Source organism: Sphingomonas sp. Leaf32 (genome assembly GCF_001421765.1).
Classification (GTDB): domain Bacteria; phylum Pseudomonadota; class Alphaproteobacteria; order Sphingomonadales; family Sphingomonadaceae; genus Sphingomonas.
Genome location: NZ_LMLA01000008.1, coordinates 356,308 through 375,000, shown reverse-complemented (window position 1 = coordinate 375,000; position 18,693 = coordinate 356,308). Strand labels below are relative to the sequence as shown.

The 18,693-nt window shown below is 64.9% G+C and carries 12 protein-coding genes, 1 tRNA gene and 2 rRNA genes; 6 read left to right on the top strand and 9 right to left on the bottom strand.

Annotation, left to right across the window (positions count from 1 at the left end; translation table 11 throughout):
- Positions 1-259: 259 nt before the first annotated feature.
- The 3 genes from ASE83_RS12185 to ASE83_RS12180 all read left to right on the top strand — a co-directional run bounded on the left by ASE83_RS12185 (position 260) and on the right by ASE83_RS12180 (position 3,395).
- Positions 260-3,050: ribosomal RNA gene (locus ASE83_RS12185) — 23S ribosomal RNA — on the top strand.
- A gap of 106 nt (positions 3,051-3,156) precedes the next feature.
- Positions 3,157-3,247: ribosomal RNA gene (rrf, locus tag ASE83_RS19110) — 5S ribosomal RNA — on the top strand.
- 71 nt (positions 3,248-3,318) lie between these two features.
- A tRNA-Met gene (locus ASE83_RS12180) sits at positions 3,319-3,395 on the top strand.
- An 82-nt stretch (positions 3,396-3,477) separates the two neighbouring features.
- Here the strand turns inward: ASE83_RS12180 and pobA are convergent.
- From pobA to ASE83_RS12160, 5 genes are all read right to left on the bottom strand, one after another.
- A complete protein-coding gene (pobA, locus tag ASE83_RS12175; RefSeq protein ID WP_055790192.1) occupies positions 3,478-4,647 on the bottom strand; it encodes a 4-hydroxybenzoate 3-monooxygenase in 1,170 nt (389 codons plus the stop codon).
- 421 nt (positions 4,648-5,068) lie between these two features.
- Complete coding sequence (locus tag ASE83_RS12170) at positions 5,069-6,265, bottom strand: LysR family transcriptional regulator (RefSeq protein ID WP_055790189.1); 1,197 nt, start codon at positions 6,263-6,265, stop codon at positions 5,069-5,071.
- Between the two features lie 553 nt (positions 6,266-6,818).
- Positions 6,819-7,814, bottom strand: coding sequence for an alpha/beta hydrolase (locus ASE83_RS12165; protein ID WP_055790186.1), 996 nt, complete (start codon positions 7,812-7,814; stop codon positions 6,819-6,821).
- 21 nt (positions 7,815-7,835) lie between these two features.
- Positions 7,836-8,006 (bottom strand): hypothetical protein, encoded by a 171-nt coding sequence (locus ASE83_RS18545; protein ID WP_200921890.1) that lies wholly within the window; start codon positions 8,004-8,006, stop codon positions 7,836-7,838.
- A 69-nt stretch (positions 8,007-8,075) separates the two neighbouring features.
- Positions 8,076-9,026, bottom strand: coding sequence for a LysR family transcriptional regulator (locus ASE83_RS12160; RefSeq protein ID WP_055790182.1), 951 nt, complete (start codon positions 9,024-9,026; stop codon positions 8,076-8,078).
- Positions 9,027-9,138: 112 nt separating this feature from the next.
- Between ASE83_RS12160 and ASE83_RS12155 the strand changes: the two genes are divergently transcribed.
- From ASE83_RS12155 to ASE83_RS12145, 3 genes are read left to right on the top strand one after another with little or no spacing between them, the layout of a single operon-like run.
- Positions 9,139-10,239: an aromatic ring-hydroxylating oxygenase subunit alpha gene (locus ASE83_RS12155; protein ID WP_082443313.1), complete on the top strand. Its 1,101-nt coding sequence runs from the start codon at positions 9,139-9,141 to the stop codon at positions 10,237-10,239.
- Positions 10,236-11,474, top strand: coding sequence for an NAD(P)/FAD-dependent oxidoreductase (locus ASE83_RS12150; RefSeq protein WP_055790177.1), 1,239 nt, complete (start codon positions 10,236-10,238; stop codon positions 11,472-11,474). The genes ASE83_RS12155 and ASE83_RS12150 overlap by 4 nt, the downstream gene beginning before the upstream one ends.
- Complete coding sequence (locus ASE83_RS12145; RefSeq protein WP_055790171.1) at positions 11,474-11,782, top strand: 2Fe-2S iron-sulfur cluster-binding protein; 309 nt, start codon at positions 11,474-11,476, stop codon at positions 11,780-11,782. The genes ASE83_RS12150 and ASE83_RS12145 overlap by 1 nt, the downstream gene beginning before the upstream one ends.
- A gap of 179 nt (positions 11,783-11,961) precedes the next feature.
- On the opposite strand, the gene ASE83_RS12140 is transcribed toward ASE83_RS12145, so the two are convergent.
- The 4 genes from ASE83_RS12140 to ASE83_RS12125 all read right to left on the bottom strand — a co-directional run bounded on the left by ASE83_RS12140 (position 11,962) and on the right by ASE83_RS12125 (position 18,419).
- Positions 11,962-12,414, bottom strand: a complete 453-nt coding sequence (locus ASE83_RS12140) for a MarR family winged helix-turn-helix transcriptional regulator (RefSeq protein WP_055790169.1) — start codon at positions 12,412-12,414, stop codon at positions 11,962-11,964.
- A 67-nt stretch (positions 12,415-12,481) separates the two neighbouring features.
- Positions 12,482-13,750 carry an MFS transporter gene (locus tag ASE83_RS12135; RefSeq protein ID WP_235513232.1) on the bottom strand — a complete coding sequence of 423 codons (1,269 nt, stop codon included), beginning with the start codon at positions 13,748-13,750 and terminating at the stop codon, positions 12,482-12,484.
- 254 nt (positions 13,751-14,004) lie between these two features.
- Positions 14,005-15,558, bottom strand: coding sequence for a family 43 glycosylhydrolase (locus tag ASE83_RS12130; protein WP_055790166.1), 1,554 nt, complete (start codon positions 15,556-15,558; stop codon positions 14,005-14,007).
- 23 nt (positions 15,559-15,581) lie between these two features.
- Positions 15,582-18,419 (bottom strand): TonB-dependent receptor, encoded by a 2,838-nt coding sequence (locus ASE83_RS12125; RefSeq protein ID WP_055790163.1) that lies wholly within the window; start codon positions 18,417-18,419, stop codon positions 15,582-15,584.
- Positions 18,420-18,693: the final 274 nt, after the last annotated feature.

Genomic DNA, 18,693 nt, shown 5'->3' with positions numbered 1-18,693 from the left:
GGGTAGGACGGCGTTATTGGCGCCGCTTCGATATTTGACATTGTGAATGGTTTTTTCAAATCGATGCCGTGAGGCGTTGGTTCGGAAAAGGGAAGCGTAGCCGCAAGGCTGTGCTGAACTAAACGAACGAACGTTCATCACAACAAAGGCTGAGCGATTTTCAACCACACCGAAAACAACCGCGATACACTGCTCTGCCGAGTTTCGTGTCGTCGTCTGCGGACGTCGATCCAGTGTTGTCGTTGGTGGTGTGGACTCTCAAGCGTGAGGTAAGGGCAATTCGTGGATGCCTTGGCATGTACAGGCGATGAAGGACGTGGCACGCTGCGATAAGCGTCGGTGAGGTGTGAGCAACCTTTGACCCGACGATTTCCGAATGGGGAAACCCACCTATCCGTTTAATCCTGACCGTTGGTAACGGCGTTCAGGGTTAAATGGACAAGGTATCTCTTAACTGAATACATAGGTTTCGAGAAGCGAACCCGGCGAACTGAAACATCTCAGTACCCGGAGGAAAAGACATCAACCGAGATTCCGTTAGTAGTGGCGAGCGAACGCGGACCAGGCCAGTGCCTGATATTCAACTAGCAGAACAGCGTGGAAAAGCTGACCATAGCGGGTGACAGTCCCGTATGCGAAAGTGATGTATCAGGACTCGAGTAGGGCGGAACACGTGTAATTCTGTCTGAACATGGGGGGACCACCCTCCAAGCCTAAATACTCGTACATGACCGATAGCGAACTAGTACCGTGAGGGAAAGGTGAAAAGCACCCCGATGAGGGGAGTGAAACAGTACCTGAAACGGATTGCCTACAAGCAGTTGGAGCCCTTTTATGGGGTGACAGCGTACCTCTTGCATAATGGGTCTGTGACTTAATCTGTCAAGCAAGCTTAAGCCGTTAGGTGTAGGCGCAGCGAAAGCGAGTCTGAATAGGGCGAATGAGTTTGACGGATTAGACCCGAAACCCGGCGATCTAGGCATGACCAGGATGAAGGTGGGGTAACACCCACTGGAGGTCCGAACCGATTAACGTTGAAAAGTTACCGGATGAGTTGTGTTTAGGGGTGAAAGGCCAATCAAGCCGGGAAATAGCTGGTTCTCCGCGAAAACTATTGAGGTAGTGCCTCGGATGGACACCTTATGGGGTAGAGCACTGGATGGTTGCGGGGGTCGCGAGATCTACCAATACTAACCAAACTCCGAATACATAAGAGTGATATCCGGGAGACAGACGGCGGGTGCTAAGGTCCGTCGTCAAAAGGGAAACAGCCCTGACCTACAGCTAAGGTCCCCAAGTCGTGTCTAAGTGGGAAAGCATGTGGGAATCCCAAAACAACCAGGAGGTTGGCTTAGAAGCAGCCATCCTTTAAAGAAAGCGTAACAGCTCACTGGTCTAAACAAGGGTTCCTGCGGCGAAGATGTAACGGGGCTCAAGACACGCACCGAAGCTTAGGGTGTGCACTTTGTGCACGCGGTAGCGGAGCGTTCCGTACGCCTGTGAAGCGATCTGGTAATGGGTCGTGGAGGTATCGGAAGTGCGAATGCAGACATGAGTAGCGATAAAAAGGGTGAGATGCCCTTTCGCCGAAAGACCAAGGGTTCCTGCGCAAGGCTAATCCGCGCAGGGTGAGCCGGCCCCTAAGACGAGCCCGAAGGGGGTAGTCGATGGGAACCACGTTAATATTCGTGGGCCTGGTGGTGTGTGACGGATGGCGTGTGTTGTCAGCTCTTATCGGATTGAGCTGGCTTCGAAGCTGTCCCGGGAAATAGCCCCACCGTATAGACCGTACCCGAAACCGACACAGGTGGTCAGGTAGAGTATACCAAGGCGCTTGAGAGAAGTGTCCTGAAGGAACTCGGCAAATTGCCTCCGTACCTTCGGAAGAAGGAGGCCCCAACTAGGCGCAAGCTCTGTTGGGGGGCACAGGCCAGGGGGTAGCGACTGTTTAGCAAAAACACAGGGCTCTGCTAAGTCGGCTTCAAGACGACGTATAGGGCCTGACGCCTGCCCGGTGCCTGAAGGTTAAGTGGAGGGGTGCAAGCTCTGAAATGAAGCCCAGGTAAACGGCGGCCGTAACTATAACGGTCCTAAGGTAGCGAAATTCCTTGTCGGGTAAGTTCCGACCTGCACGAATGGCGTAACGACTTCCCCACTGTCTCCAGGACATGCTCAGCGAAATTGAATTCTCCGTGAAGATGCGGAGTACCCGCGGTTAGACGGAAAGACCCCGTGCACCTTTACTGCAGCTTCAGAGTGGCATTAGGAAAGAACTGTGTAGCATAGGTGGGAGGCTTTGAAGCGTCGGCGCCAGCTGACGTGGAGCCATAGGTGAAATACCACCCTGTTGTTTTCTGATGTCTAACCTGCGCCCATGAAACTGGGCGAGGGACCCTCTGTGGCGGGTAGTTTGACTGGGGCGGTCGCCTCCTAAAGAGTAACGGAGGCGCGCGAAGGTTGGCTCAGGACGGTTGGAAACCGTCTGTTAGAGTGCAATGGCATAAGCCAGCCTGACTGCGAGACTGACAAGTCGAGCAGAGACGAAAGTCGGTCATAGTGATCCGGTGGTCCCTCGTGGAAGGGCCATCGCTCAACGGATAAAAGGTACGCCGGGGATAACAGGCTGATAACCCCCAAGAGCTCATATCGACGGGGTTGTTTGGCACCTCGATGTCGGCTCATCACATCCTGGGGCTGGAGCAGGTCCCAAGGGTTTGGCTGTTCGCCAATTAAAGTGGTACGTGAGCTGGGTTCAGAACGTCGCGAGACAGTTTGGTCCCTATCTGCCGTGGGCGTCGAAATTTGAGAGGAGTTGCCCCTAGTACGAGAGGACCGGGGTGAACGTACCTCTGGTGTACCTGTCGTCGTGCCAACGGCGCAGCAGGGTAGCTATGTACGGACGGGATAACCGCTGAAAGCATCTAAGCGGGAAGCCTCCCTCAAGATAAGATTTCTTAGGACGGTCGGAGACCACGACCTTGATAGATCGGATGTGGAAGCGCAGTAATGCGTGAAGCTAACCGATACTAATTGTCCTATTCGCGCTTGTAGAGTTCACACCGCCAACGTCAGCACTGGTTGCAGACCAAGGCGTGGTTGAAACCCTCAGCCTTTCAAAACATCGATTTGAAAAACCAATGTGCACCCGCTTCATTGCCTGGTGGCTATAGCGTTTGTGAAGCCGTGAAACCAACCTGCGCCAATGGTACTATTGCTCAAGCAATGGAAGAGTAGGTCGTCGCCAGGCATTGAAGCCGGTGCACATAACCATTCACAATGTCCCTTACCCCTTTCGTCCAACAGGACGTCCCATGGTGGCGCGGGGTGGAGCAGCCCGGTAGCTCGTCAGGCTCATAACCTGAAGGTCACAGGTTCAAATCCTGTCCCCGCAACCAACCCTTTCACCAACGCCCCAGATCCCGTCTCCAAAGAGATGGGGCTAGGGGCGTTGGGGCAAACGAAACGCTCAAGCCCCCGCTACAGCGGTAAGCCCACATAATTCTCCGCGATCGCCGTCTGCATCGCCGACGAACCCGCCACATAGGCCAGTTCCGCTGCCTGCATACGGTGCTCGAACGCGCCGTCCTCCGGAAAACGGTGCATCAGTTTCGTCAAATACCAGCTGAAGCGCTCAGCCTTCCAGATCCGCGACAACGCCCGCGCTGCATATCCTGTCAGCAATGCCTCCTCCCCACGCTTGAAAAAAGCGATCAGCGCATCCGACAAATACGCAACATCCGACGCCGCAAGGTTCAATCCCTTCGCTCCCGTCGGGGGGACGATGTGCGCACTATCGCCCGCCAGGAACAGTCGGCCAAGGCGCATGGTTTCTAACACATAGGACCGGAGCGGCGCGATCGACATTTCCAGCGCCGGTCCGCGGGTGACGCCATGATCGCTAATCGGATCGAACCGTTCGACCAATTCATCCCATAGCCGGTCCGCGTTCCAATCCTTGATCCGCTCGGTCAGCGGAACCTGGATGTAATAGCGGCTGCGCGTCGCCGATCGCATCGACGCCAGCGCGAAACCACGATCGGTATTGGCGTAGATCAGTTCGGCATGGCACGGCGGTACATCTGCCAGAATACCGAGCCAGCCGAACGGATATTCCCGTTCGAACTCCCGCACGGCCGACGCCGGGATCGCCCGCCGGGAGGGGCCGTGAAACCCGTCGCAGCCGATGACGAACTGTGCGTCGATGCGCGTTGCTGTGCCATCCTTTAGGAAAGTTATGAACGGTGCGGCGCTGTCGATGTCATGCAGTGCGACATCCTTTGCACCATACAGGATGGTCAGGTCGCGCTCGACCGCCGCATCCATCAGGTCACGCGTCAACTCGGTCTGGCCATAGACGGTGACGTGCTTGCCGGTCAGGCCCGCGATGTCGATGCGGATCAGATGATCGGCGGTGGCGAGGTTGAAGCCTTTTTCGATCAGCCCCTCGGCACGCAGTCGCCCTTCCAACCCCAGCCGTGCCATCAGGTCGGTCGTCACCGTCTCCAGCACGCCGGCGCGGATGCGGGTCAGGATGTATTCGGGCGATTGATGTTCAACGACGATACAGTCGACGCCGGCCGCGCGCAGCAGATGCCCGAGCAACAGACCAGACGGGCCGGCGCCGATGATGACGACCGATGTCTTCATCGTGCGACCGCCAGCGGCTTGTCGAGTACGATCGACTGCGCGAGGCTGACGGAAGGGGCGTGGCGCGGCCCGTCGAGGCTGGCGAGCATATTCTTCATGGCGGTTTCTCCTAAACGATGGGACGGACGGCATCGCTGCGCATGGCGGGCAGCGCCTGATCGAGAGGACGTCAGTGGGAAGACGGCAGCGACCCTGGCCAGTGCGGCCGGCGGTGTTTCGCAGCCGTTGACACCGGCGGCGCGGCGGGCGTTCGACAGGCACCGGCGTTCCGTCGCGGCCGCCATCTCGCGGTCGTGGCCGCCGATGCCGGGAAGCGCGTGCGCGCGGCCTGCCTTTCCGAACCCGATACCGATGACATCCTTCCCATGGGCAGGGCGTACCGGAGCGACCGGCCATCGTGCCAATCGGAAAGGTCCGAGCCTTATCGGTTTTCCTGAAGTCTGGTTTTCCGTGACGCGTCCTGCAACAGGCCGATCAGCCGGGCCTGTCCGGCGGTCGGGCGCCATCCGGTACGGGTGGTGATGCCGATGGTACGCACCGTATCCTCCAGGTCCGGACCGATCCGCACCAGCAGCCCGGCATCCATTTCGAGTGCGACCTGATCGGGGGAGAGCAGGGTCAGCAGGTCGCTTTCGGCCAGCAACCCCCGGATCACCATCACCGACCCGCATTCGACCGGGACCGGGGGAAGGGGGCGACCGGCAAACAGCGCCTCCCAATGGCTGCGCAGCGGCGTGCCGTTCGGCCCGACGACCCAGGGCTGCGCGGCAAGCTGGTCCAGATCGACCGCCTTCCCCGCCAGCGGGTGGCCGGCGCGTCCGAAAATGACGAGCCGGTCGCTGAACAGCGGCATCTGATCGATCCCGGCGGGCGGATCGCTACGCAGCGCACCGATCATCAGATCGATCACACCATCCAGCAGCGGTTCGACCAGTTCGCGCCATGATCCCTCGACCACGTCGATCACCGTCCCGCGGGCATCGGTCAGGAACCGGGCAAGCGCGTGCGGGAGCAGGAGCGCACGGCTGAGCGGCATCGCGCCGATCGCGACACGCCCGCCTTCCCCGGCATCGCCGTGCGCCTCGACGATGCCCGCGGCGATCTCGTTCGCCGCCAGCCGCACGCTCCGCGCCACGGCGCGACCGGCGGCGGTCAGCACCATGCCGCGCCCGCGCCGCTCGGCCAGCGGCGTCGCCCAGATCGCTTCCAGTTCGCGGACCGCGCGGTGAATCGCCGGCTGCGACAGACCGCTGTTCGCAGCCGCCCCGGCAAAGCCGCCGGCATCGGCGAAATGCAGAAATGCCTCGGCCTGGGTCGACGTCATCAACGCATCGGGCCGGGCGAAACCGCGCTTGCCACTGCGCCGGCCGACCCCGGCCAGCAAGGCGAAGGCGCGGTCGGTCCGCTCGGCCAGCGCCAGCCCCGCCGCCGTTGCGGTCATGCCGTCGGGATTGCGTTCGAACAATCGCGTACCCAGTTGCCGTTCCAGCTTGCCAAGGCCCTGCGTCAGCGCCGGTTGCGACAGCCCGGCGGCAGCGGCGGCGCGGTTCAGGCTGCGCGCGGCCACGATATGGCTGATCGCGCGCAGATGACGCAGGTTGAGGTCGAACGGCTTCACGGACGCGGATATAGCAAAAACTTATGACCTGTGCGCTGGTCGATGGGCAAAGCGTGCGGTGGGACGGCCGCTGCGGCTTGCCTCCGGAACGGAACGCGATGGCTGTTGTCGCGCAGCATATCGAACGGCACCGGCACTGTGCGGGGGGTGTGGGCGCGGATCGCTGGCGGTCACGATTTTCCCCATGTCATTCCTGTCGACCCTCCGATTTCGGTGGCGATCGATCAAACGGGCGGGTCGGATACGCGCCATCGCCGGACATGACCGCGTTTCGCGCGCTGTTCGGCAGTTGCGACGCCATCCTGACCCATGGTGACTTCGTTCGACCGGCTCGTTCAGGGCCAGTCGACATTCGGCTACTCCCGGTGTCGTTCCTGATCGACGCGTGCAGCCTCTCCGTCACCCCGGAACACGTCCGGGGCAATGAAATAGAATGTGGATGTCGATCGGTCCTGGCATCGAGTGCCGCGTTTAACCGTTGGCCGTTGCTTCCGGCATCCCCCATCCTCTGTTCCGATTCTTGCTATCCAACGCAGCTACATCGTCGCCGACGTCAACCGACCGGCGGGGTTGCGGTGGCAAAGATGCGCTGCAGCCAATGGTCGAACGTCTCGACCCAGTGGCCGACCGGCAGGGTGGGCGATCCGACGCCGAAGCCATGCCCGCCCTCGGCCACGAAATGCGCTTCGACCGGGCGGCCGGCGCGGCGCAGCGCGGCCATCATCGCCATGCTGTTGTCGGGCACCACCGCGCCGTCGTCCATCGCGTGCAGCAGGAAGGTCGGCGGGGTCGTCGCGGTGACGTGGCTGGCTGGAGAGCGGCGGGCGATCGCCGCCGCGCCTGGCTTCTTCCCCAGCAGTCGTTCGGCGGACAGGGCGTGGGTGAAGGGCGGGGCGGCGGCGATCACCGGGTAGATCAACCCGGCAGCGTCGGGACGGGCATCGACTCGGTCGATCGCATCGGTCGGCCGATAGACGGCTTGCGCGAAGTCGGTTTCCAGCGTCGCGGCCAGGTGACCGCCCGCCGAAAAGCCCAGTACCGCCACCCGGTGCGGGTCCAGCCCGTCTTTCGTCGCGGCGGCGCGGACCATGCGCAGGCCCCGCTGCGCATCCTGCAACGGCACGTCCGAGCGGTTGGCCCACCCTTCGCCCGGCAGGCGGTAGACGAGGACATAGACGGTATAGCCGAGCGCGTTCAGCCGCTCCGCGATCTCCACGCCCTCGTTGCCGATCGACAGGAAGTCATACGCGCCGCCGGGGATGACCAGTACCGACGCGCCGTTGGCATGGGCCGGGCGGAACAGCCGCAGGCCGGGCTGGTCGATGTTGCGCAGGAAGGTGGCGGGGCTGTCGGCGGGCACGGCGACCCGGCGAAAGCCGCCGCCGGGCGGGGTGCCGGTCCATAGCGGCACGAACGGCGCGCTGGTCCATGCCACGGGCGGGGCGGGGCGTTCAGCCATTGCGGCGGGTGCCTGCGCGAAAAGCGCACCTGGTATCAGCCCGAGCGACAGCAGCAAGGTGGCGCGGAGGGGCAGGGAACGAGCGGCCATGGGCAATATCCTGTCGGAGAATCATGTCGGTGCGCCATCGGCCCCGAAGGCGCGGCGCAATGCGGCGATCTTGGCGGCGGTGAAGCGCTTGGCAAGCCCGGTTTCCGGCGCGACCGCATCGAAGCCGTGAAAGGCACCGGGGGCCACGACCAGTTCGGACGGCACGCCCGCCGCGATCAGGCAAAACGCCATGGCCCTCGCCCGTACTTTCCCCCCCGATCACCGCGATTCGCGCCGGATTGGCGCCAGGGGCTGCTCCGCTCACGCGCTATAGTCCGACCAGAATACCGAGTCCCGGCTCTGCGTCGGATCGCGGCCGATGAAGCATTCGGCGACCAGCTTGCGCAGCCACGACACCGCCGGATCGCCATGCGCGCGCCGGTGCCAGAACTGGCGCAACTCCACGCCGGGTACGGTGAAGGGCAGGGGGAGGAGCTTCAGCCCCAGCAGCCGGGCATAGATGCGCCCGACCGCCTGCGGCACCACGGTCATCATGTCCGACCCGGCGACCAGCAGCGGCACGCTCATGAAATGGGGCGAATGCAGCGCGATGCGGCGCTCCAGCCCCAGGGCGCGCACCTGTCGTTCGAAGCGTTCCTGGCTGCGCCCCTCCTGCGACACGACGATATGGTCGAGGCCGAGAAACTGGTCGAGGGTCAGCGTGTCGTCGATCGTCGGATGGTCGCCGCGTACGAGGCAGACGAAATGCTGCACGAACAGCGTCTGTTCGAACAGGCTGGCTGAACCGGCGTCTGTCAAATGGCCGATGGCGAGGTCGATCGTGCCGCGCGCCATGCCGTCGATCAACTGGGCGGGGTCGGCGGCGACCGAGTGCACCGTGACACCCGGCGCGCGTTCGCGCAGCCGCGCCATCAGGTCGGGCAGGAACACCAGGTCGCCCAGATCGGACAGGCTGATGGCGAAGCGACGGTCGGACCGGGCGGGATCGAACCGCCCGGCGGGCAGGATTTCCGACTGGATCGTCGCCAGCGTGCGCAGCACCGGTTCGCGCAATCCCTCTGCCAGCGCGGTCGGCACCATCGCGCCGCCCTGTCGCACGAACAGGTCGTCGCCGAAATGCTCGCGCAGGCGGCGCAGCGCGATGCTGACCCCCGGCTGGCTCAGCCCCAGCGCGCGGGCCGCGCCTGATACGCTGCCTAGCGAGAACAGCGCGTCCAGCACACGCAGCAGGTTGAGGTCGAGCGGCGGCATATATCTGGCTTATACCGGGTATAAACAGAATGCGCGATGCTTATGGCGATCCCGACTGATACCGTTGCGGCGTGATCGAGAGCCGCTGCCAGCGGCCGGACAGGAGCAGGACATGACCACCGACACGCTCGTCGCACCGCCCAAATCCCGTGCCGCCGCCGACGCGCCGCGCATGACTTGGCCGGTCAACGCCTGGTACGTCGCGGCGACTGCCGCCGAAATCACCGACAAGCCGCTGGCGCGCCAGATCACCGGTCGGCGCATGGTGTTCTTCCGCCCGACGAGCGGCGGCGTGGTCGCGCTGGAGGATTTCTGCCCGCATCGCGGCGCGCCGCTGTCGCTGGGCTTCGTGCGCGGCGATACGATCGTGTGCGGCTATCACGGGCTGGCGCTGAACTGCAAAGGGCGGCCCGACAACATGCCGGGGCAGCAGGTCGGCAGGTTTCCGTCGGCGCAGAACTTCCCGGTCATGGAACGCTATGGCTTTATCTGGGTGTGGCCGGGCGATCCGGCGCAGGCGTCGGCGGACAAGCTGCACCCGCTGCCATGGGCGGAAAGCCCCGACTGGGCCTATGGCGGGGGGCTGTTCCATATCGCGTGCGATTACCGGCTGATGATCGACAATCTGATGGACCTGACCCACGAAACCTATGTCCATGCCAGCAGCATCGGGCAGAAGGAGATCGACGAGGCGCCGGTCAGGACCGAGGTGACCGGGCAGGAAGTCGTGACGAGCCGGACGATGGACGGCGTGTCGCCGCCGCCCTTCTGGCAGATGGCGTTGCGCGGTGCGGGCTTGCCCGAGGATGCGGTCGTCGACCGGTGGCAGAAGTGCCGGTTCAGCCTGCCCAGCCATGTGATGATCGAGGTCGGCGTCGCGCTGCAGGGGGAGGGCGGCTATGACGCGCCTGATGACCGCAAGGCGTCGAGCATCGTCGTCGACTTCATCACGCCGGAAACCGAAACGTCGCACTGGTATTTCTGGGGCATGGCGCGGCAGTTCGCGGTCGACGACGCGGCGTTGACCGAGACGATCCGCGAAGGGCAGGGTAAGATTTTCTCCGAGGATCTCGACATGCTCGAACAGCAGCAGCGCAACCTGACGCAGTTTCCCGAGCGCAAGTTGTTGAAGCTGAACATCGATGCCGGCGGCGTACGATCGCGGTTGATGATCGACCGGGCGATCGCGCGCGAACAGGCCGACGCCGAATGAGTGTGGCGCCGCGCCGGTTCGACGTGCTGATCGTCGGCGGCGGCCATGGCGGTGCGCAGGCGGCGATCGCGCTCCGGCAAAAGGGGTTTGCCGGCAGCATCGCGATCCTCGGCGACGAACCGGATCTGCCCTATGAGCGCCCGCCGCTGTCCAAGGACTATCTGGCCGGGGACAAGCCGTTCGAGCGCATCCTGATCCGCCCCGCCGCCTTCTGGACCGAACGGTCGGTCGAGCTGCTGCTGGGCCGGCGGGTGGTGCGGGTCGATGCGGCGGCGCACCGGGTGGAAACCGATGGCGGCGAGGCGTTCGGCTATGGCCGGATGATCTGGGCGACCGGGGGCAGCCCCCGCCAGCTGACGTGCAGCGGCCACGACCTGCCGGGCGTGCATGGCGTCCGGACGCGTGCCGATGTCGATGCGATCATGGCCGGGCTGGACGGCGTGACGCGGGTCTGCATCATCGGCGGCGGCTATATCGGGTTGGAGGCGGCGGCGGTGCTGACGAAGGTCGGCAGGCAGGTGACGTTGCTGGAGGCGCAGGACCGGGTGCTGGCGCGGGTCGCCGGCGCGCCGCTGTCGGCCTTCTACGAAGCCGAACACCGTGCGGCGGGCGTCGATCTGCGGACTGGTGTCACCGTCGATTGCATCGAACGCGGTGAAAAGGGTGGCTTGTCGGTGCGGACCGCCGATGGCGGCGCCCATCCCTGCGAGATGGTGATCGTCGGCATCGGCATCGTGCCGGCGGTCGAACCGCTGCTGGCGGCTGGCGCGACGGGCGGCAATGGCGTGGCGGTCGATGCGTGGTGCCGCACCGCGCTGCCCGACATCCACGCCATCGGCGACTGCGCGGTGCAGGCGAACCGCTTTGCCGGGGATGCGCCGATCCGGGTCGAAAGCGTGCAGAACGCCAACGACCAGGCAACGACCGTCGCGACGCTGATCGCGACCGGGGAGGCACCGCCCCATGCCGCGCTGCCGTGGTTCTGGTCGAACCAATATGACCTGCGCCTGCAGACGGTCGGCCTGTCGATCGGTCATGACGATGCGGTGATCCGGGGCGACATCGCGGCGCGCGCTTTCTCGATCGTCTATCTGCGGCGGGGGCGGGTGATCGCGCTCGACTGCGTGAACGTCACGCGGGATTATGTGCAGGGGCGCAAGCTGGTCGAACAGGGCGCGTCGCCGCCACGCGACCGGCTGGCCGATGCGATGGTGCCGCTGAAGGAGTTGCTGTGATGCCGGTATTGACCGTGACCACCCGCGACGGATCGGTGCGCGACATCGACGGGCAGGCCGGCCTGAGCGTGATGGAGGCCATCCGCGACGGCGGGATCGACGAACTGGCCGCGATCTGTGGCGGATGCTGTTCGTGCGCGACCTGCCATGTCTATATCGATGCAGCAGACCTGGCCCTGCTGCCGCCGATGGAGGCGGACGAGGATGATCTGCTCGACGGTTCGGAGCATCGTACCGAACGGTCGCGCCTGTCGTGTCAGATCGCGATCTTCGACGGGATGCGGGTCGAGATCGCGCCGGAGGATTAGGGCGGGTCGGCGGAACCACTCCCATCGTCACCCCGGACTTGTTCCGGGGTCCACGGCGCGGCCATCGGTGCGATTCGAGCCTCTATCGACAGCTTGTGCGGCCCAGTGGACCCCGGAACAGGTCCGGGGTGACGATGAGGGCAACTGGCGCGTTCCCTGTTATTCGCCCCGACGCGCGGTCAATCCGTCGTCACCGCGCGCTGTTCGATCCGTTCGAGCAGGTCGAGCAACGTCGCCTTTTCCGCGTCGGTGAACCCGGACAGCAACCGTTCCTCATGCGCCTCGATCCGGGCGATGCAGTCGGTCAGCAACTGCGTACCCTCCGCCGACATGGCGAGGGTGAAGGCTCGGCGGTCGTTCGGGTCGGTTTCGCGGACGATCAGCCCGGCTTCGATCAGTTCGTTGATGAGCGGCACCATGTTGGCGCGCTTGATCCCCAGCAGGCGGCCGACCGTGCCCTGGTTGATCCCCGGATTGTCGGCGACGACGGCGAGGATGCCCATCGGGATCTGGCGGATGCCGGTCCCGTCTAGCGTCACGGCGAAGTCGCTGGCAAAGACGGCGGAAGCACGACGCAGGCGATAGCCGACCAGCCGGCCGAGCGTCCGGGTATGGGGATGCGGTTCGGTCATGTGCCTTGCGAAGCCATGTTCCGCGAACCGCGTCAAATCCAAATCGCAGATCGGGGCGCAGCGTGCCCTATCGCGCACCTTCGCGAAGAGTCAGCAGGGCGGGGGCCACCGCCAGCGCGACGACCGCGATCATCGCACCGGGCACCATTACCCATCCGCTCCATTCCAGCAGCCAGTGCGAGACGAGCGGGGTCAGCCCGCCGAAGATCGCGGTGGCCGCCGTCGCACCCAGCGCAAGGCCGCTCAGCCGCCCTTCGCCGGGGAGCTGTTCGGCGGTGGCGACCGCGCCTACCGCGCTCATCGCGCCGCCCAGCGCCGCCAGCACCAGCGCCCCGATCAGCGCGGCGGACCCTGCGCCCGCCATCCACGCGAACATCGTCATCGGCAGGATCGCGGCGGCGATGCAGATGGCGATCAGCACCGGCTTGCGTCCGACATGGTCGGACAACAGCCCGACCAGCGGCGTGACCGCGATGACCATCACCGCGGCGGCGGTCGCCAGCCACAATGCCGCACCTTCGCCCATCGCGCCGGTACTGGTCAGGAACGACGGCACATAGACGATGCCGACATAATAGGTGATCGACCCCAAGGCCGAGATGGCGAAGCCGCGCGCGATCGCCGCGCGGTGGTGGGTGAGCGCATGGGCGATCGGATTGGCCGGGACCGATCCGTGCCGCTGTTGCCGTTCGAACTCGGGCGATTCCTGCAAGGTCGATCGCGCGATGCCGATCGTCGCGGCCAGCGCCGCCCCGATGAAGAACGGAATGCGCCAGCCCCATGCCTCCAGCTGCGCGGCCGACAGCAGCGAGACGATGGCCGCCGAAATGCCGACCGCCAGCAATCCGCCGACCTCGCTCGCCGCCGATGCCGACGACGTGACCAGCCCGCGCCGGTCGGGCCGCGCCCCTTCGTAGAGATAGGCGACGACCCCGGTATATTCCCCGCCGACCGAGAAGGCCATGACACAGCGCAACGCCAGCAACAGCCACCCCGCCGCCGGGCCGATCGCGTCGCGCGTCGGCAACAGCGCGATGCCGAGCATGGCGATGGTCATCAGCGCCATCGACAGCAGCATCATCCGCCGCCGCCCGAACCGGTCGCCGATCTGCCCGAACGCCAGCGCGCCCAGCGGCCGCATCAGATAGGACACCGCGAACCCGCCCAGCGTCACCGCCAGCGAAGTCGCGCCCCCGCCGTAGAAGACGCGCGACAACAAGGTCGCGAGATAGAGGTACAGGGTGAAGTCGTACCATTCGACGACGGTCGAAAAGGCGGCGATGGCCATCGATCGGCGCGAAAGGCCATGCTGCGTGCCGCCGTCGTTCATCGCCATCCCCTTCGTACGCGGTGGTGGCGGGTTATCGGACGAGCGGCAAGCGGGATTCGGGGAACTGCCTTGCTGCCCGAAACATACGTCACCCCGGAATCCGATCCATCTGCCTCGAACCGTCGCCCCAGCGAAGGCCGGGGCCTCCCCGTGGTGGCGTGCCGCGCTATCCGCGAAAGACCCCAGCCTTCGCTGGGGTGACGTGCGTGGGTCGGAAGCAGGGGGCGCAAAGGGGCAGGCCGTACCTGCGTCAATCGCCCCTACAGCGCGGTAAACCGGAAATCGCGGAAGCGGGCGGTGCCGGCACCTGCCGAATACAGCCCAGGCCGCAACATCAGGAACCCACCCCGGACATTGTGGTGATAGCCCGATACCTCCATCCCCCGGTCGAACCGCCGCCACGTCGCGCCGCCGTCGCCGCTGGTGTGGAAGGACACGATATGCCGGTCGTTGGTGACGCGCATCCGCATTCGCGCCCCATGCGGATTGGCCGGGCGGCCGCGTTCGATGCCATATTGGTGGGTGACGAACCGCTGTTCGTCGAACCCCAGCCCGCAATACAGCTTGTCGTCGTAGAACAGGATCAGCCCGGCGGTCCCGCCGGCCGCGATCTCGATGTCGCATTCGAAGCGATAGCTTGTATCGCCCGCGATCAGCAGCAGCGGCGATCCGTCCGACGGCGCCGTGCCCTTCGCCTCCAGTAGCAGCGCACCGTCCTGCACCCGTGCCCGCGCGCGATCGTCCGGCGTGGGGCGAAAGAAATTCCACCGCGTACCCAACGCCAGCGTGGCGAAGTCGTCGGACAGCGGCTGGCCGTGCCGCACCGGCTGCCCGCCCTTCGGCTTGGGCAGTGGGCGCGACAGGTCGCCGCCGGTCATGCGGAACCAGCCATCGGCGCTCCATGCGACTGGATCGAGCAAGGTCTGCCGCCCCAGCGTCCAATAGCCGTTTTCATAGCCGTGATAGACCGACCACCAGCTGCCGTCCGGCCCCTCGACCAGCGTCGCATGGCCGCGCGACCACCATTTCTCGTCGGTGGAGGTCGTGCGGACGATCGGGTTGCCGGGATGATGTTCCCACGGGCCATGGATCGACCGTGACCGGGCGGCGATCACCATATGCCCGGTCGGCGGTCCCGCCGTGCCGCCCACCGCGGTGACGAGATAGAACCAGTCGCCGCGCCGCGTCACCTTCGGCCCCTCCGGGCTGAACCCCTCGACGTCCCATGTGTCGGGATAGCGCCATGGGTCGTAGACATGCTCGACCTTGCCCATGGTCTTCAGCCCGTCGTCGGACAGGCGGATGCGGTCGCCACCCGACAGGAACAGCCAGCGCGATCCGTCCTCGCCCACCGCATGGCCCGGATCGATATGGTCGGGCAGCTTCAGGTCGATCGGTTCCGACCATGGCCCGTCGATATGATCGGCCCAGATCACCCAGCTGGTCGTCGGGTTCTTGGTCGGAATGTAGAGGTAGTAGCGCCCCTTGTGCTTCGTCAGCTCGGGTGCCCAGACCGATCCGATATTGGTCGTCAGCGCGGCCGTGCGCGGGGTCCAGTTCACCAGGTCGCGCGAATGCCAGATCACCAGCCCCGGATAGGAATCGAAGGTGGAGAAGGTCATGTAATAATCGCGACCATCCTTCAGGATCGTCGGATCGGGATGGTCGCCCGCCATCAGCGGGTTGAGGAAGCGCCCGTCGCCCAGATCGGCGATCCGCTGGTTGTCGAACCCGCGTCTGGCGACCGGGGCAGGGGCCGCCCGTCCGGCGGCGGGCAGCGCGGCGAGTGCCCCCCCCAGCGCCGCGCCCGCCATCACCCCCCGCCGCGAGACGATGCTCACATCTTGACCCGTGCGCCGACCAGCAGCGTGCGGCCGAAATGGTTGTTCTCGTAATTGCGGCGCACGTCGACGTCGGTGATCCGGCGGCGATAGGCGTCGGTCAGGTTTGTCCCCTCCAGCGACAGTTCGAGGAAGTCGGTCAGCTTGTAGCGGATCGACGCATCGACGTTCGCGATCGAATCATAGCCTTCGAAGATGTTGCCGGTGCCCGAACCGCCATCGACATAGGGGCCGCGATAGGCGACCGAGGTGCGCGCGCTGAACTTCGCATCCTCGTAATACAGCGTCGCGTTGAACTGGCGCTTGGACACATTGTACAGCGTTTCGGTGCGCGCCACGGTGGGCAGCGTGCCGCCGGGCGTCGTCGCCGGCCCTTGCTGGGTATAATCGGCGTCCGAGCGGACGAAGGTCGCGTTCACGATCCCGCCGAAGTTGCGCAGCACGCCCGGCAGGAAGCGGAACGGCGCCTGCAACGCGATCTCGATCCCGTCGAGCGTCGCCCCCGTGCCGTTACCGGTGGTGGAGATCGTCCAGATATCCTGCGATTGCAGTGCGGGATTGAGCGCGGCGGGCGAGGACGACACCAGCACCGAGGGCGACAGGCCGGTTTCGGTGAAGGTGCCGCTGCGCGAAATCGCGACCGGGAAGCTCGCCACGTCCTTGCGGAACAGCGCGACCGAGAAGGCCGATTGCGGCGCGAAATACCATTCGGCGGCCAGATCGTAATTGGTCGCGCGGAACGGTTCGAGGAACGGGTTGCCGCTGGTCACGCGGAAGTTGAAGCCGTCGGCTGATCCGCCGGGCGTCAGGTTGCCGAGCGACGGGCGGGTGATGACCTTCGCGATCGCGCCGCGCACGATGATGTCGGGCGTCGGGTACAGCGCGACGTTCATCGAGGGCAGCCAGTCCTCGTAATCGCGCTTCACCGTCACGTTGACGCCACTGTTGATGCCATAGGACGACTGGTCGGTGCGGACATAGCGGATGCCGGCATTGGCGGCGTATTCGAGGCCGAAGACCGTGCCCTTGGCATCGAATTGCAGATAGCCGCCCTTCGTCTCCTCGGTCACGCCGCGATTGTTGCCGACGTCGAGCGCCAGCGGGCGGTTGTACAGGCCGGTGAACTGCGTCGCGGCGTCGAGGTTGGGGATCAGCCATTGGGTCGTGGTGCCCGAAGGCGTCTTCGCTCCCTTGAGCGTGAACAGCTCCGACAGCTGCGGCGTCGCCTGGAAGCCGTAGATGGCGGTCGGGCCGAACGCGGTGCTGGCCGAACAGGTGATCGTGCCCAGCACCAGATCGCGCCCGCCATTGCCGCACACCGCCGTGTCGCGGGTGAAGGCGGTGGTGTCATAGTCATAGCGCCGCCACATGCCGCCGACGCGGACCTGGAACCCTTCCGCCACATCCCATTCGGTGCGCAACTGCGCGGTCTTGAACTGGTTCACCACGTCGGACGGGCGATCGCGGATTTCGGCGAGCTGGAAATTGGCCGGGTCGGTGACGCTGGTGCCGAAGGCGAGCAGCGGCGAATTTTTATCGCTGTAGTCGTAGCGATAGCCCTGCGCATCGCGATCGTCGAACACCAGCGTCGTTTCTACCGGCACGCTGGCGTCGGATTTCGAATAGCCGCCGAGCAGGGTGAAGCGGAACTTGTCGCCGACATCCTGATCCCAGGTGCCGCCGATCTGGTAGAACTCCGTCTGCGACTGGCGCAGATAATGTTCGGTGCGGACCCAAGCGTCGTTCAGCGTCGCCGACACCATGTTGTTGTTCGCATCATAGGTCGGGTTCAGGACGTCGATCTGACGTTCGTTCGAGCGCAGCAGCACTTCGCCCCATTTCTCGCGGCGATCGGCGCGGAAGCGCGAATACAGGCCGTCGATCGACACCTTGGTCGCGTCGATCGGCGACCATTGCACGCTGCCGGTAAGCCCCAGCCGCTCGCGGCTGTGCGTCACCTCGCCATAGCGCGGGATGCGCGGGTGGAACGACAGCGCCGCCTTGTCGCACGCCGCGCCGGCGATGTAGGTGCCGCCCCGGTTCGGCGCGGTCCAGCAGCGCGTGCCGTCGACCGAATCGAAGCGCGCCTGCGCCCAGCGGACGGTGTTGTTGCCGATCTCCTTGGTGACCGTGTCCTGATAGGCGACCGACACCGACGCGCCGAGCGTCCCGTCGGGTGATTTCCAGCCGATCAGCCCGGCGAAGCGCGGACCGACCGTCTTCGACAGGTCGTTGTAATTGGCGACGGCGGAGGCGGCGACGGTCACGCCGGTCTTGCCCGCCAGCGGGTTGCCGGTGTTGAGGTCGACGACCGCGCCCAGCGACCCTTCGTCCAGATCGGCCGAGGCGGTCTTGTGCACCACGATCGAGCTGAACAGTTCGGAGGCGAAGACGTTGAAATCGAACGACCGGTCGCGATTGGCGGATGCGCCGTCGCTCGACGTGGTGACGGTTTCGAGGCCGTTGACCCGGACGCGCGTGAATTGCGCGCCGAGGCCCCGGACGGTGATCGCGCGGCCTTCGCCGCCGTCACGCTGGATGGCGATGCCGGGAATGCGCTGGAGCGATTCGGCAAGATTCTGGTCGGGGAACTTGGCGATGTCTTCGGCGACGATGGCATCGACCGCGCCGACCGACTGACGCTTCACGTTCAGCGCGGCGTTCAGCGACGCGCGAAAGCCGGTGACGATGATCTCGCCCTCGGCATCGTCGGCGGTCTGTGCCGGGTCGGCGGGGGCGGGTGCTTCCTGTGCGTGCGCCGCGCCGGTAACGGCGATGAGCGACGTCGCGGCAAGCAGCGCGCGAATGAGGCGGCGATTGGTGCGAACTTCCATGGCAATCCCTCTCCCTGCGCGATGACACCGGGGGCAATTCCACTGCCCCGGCGGTCATCAGCTTGTCGGCGGCACGGGGCCTCGTTCGGCCCGCACCTCCGTTGATCCTTCCCGCGATGGCGTGATCCACCGCGAGAATCCGGTTTTGCCGTTTTCGGCTTGAGAAACCGGTGTCAACGCGACATTGTGCCGTCACGACGAAGCTGTCAAGAAGCGCGCGGAGAGGAAATCGATATGAACCGACGGATCGCCCTGGCCCTGTGCGGCCTGTTGC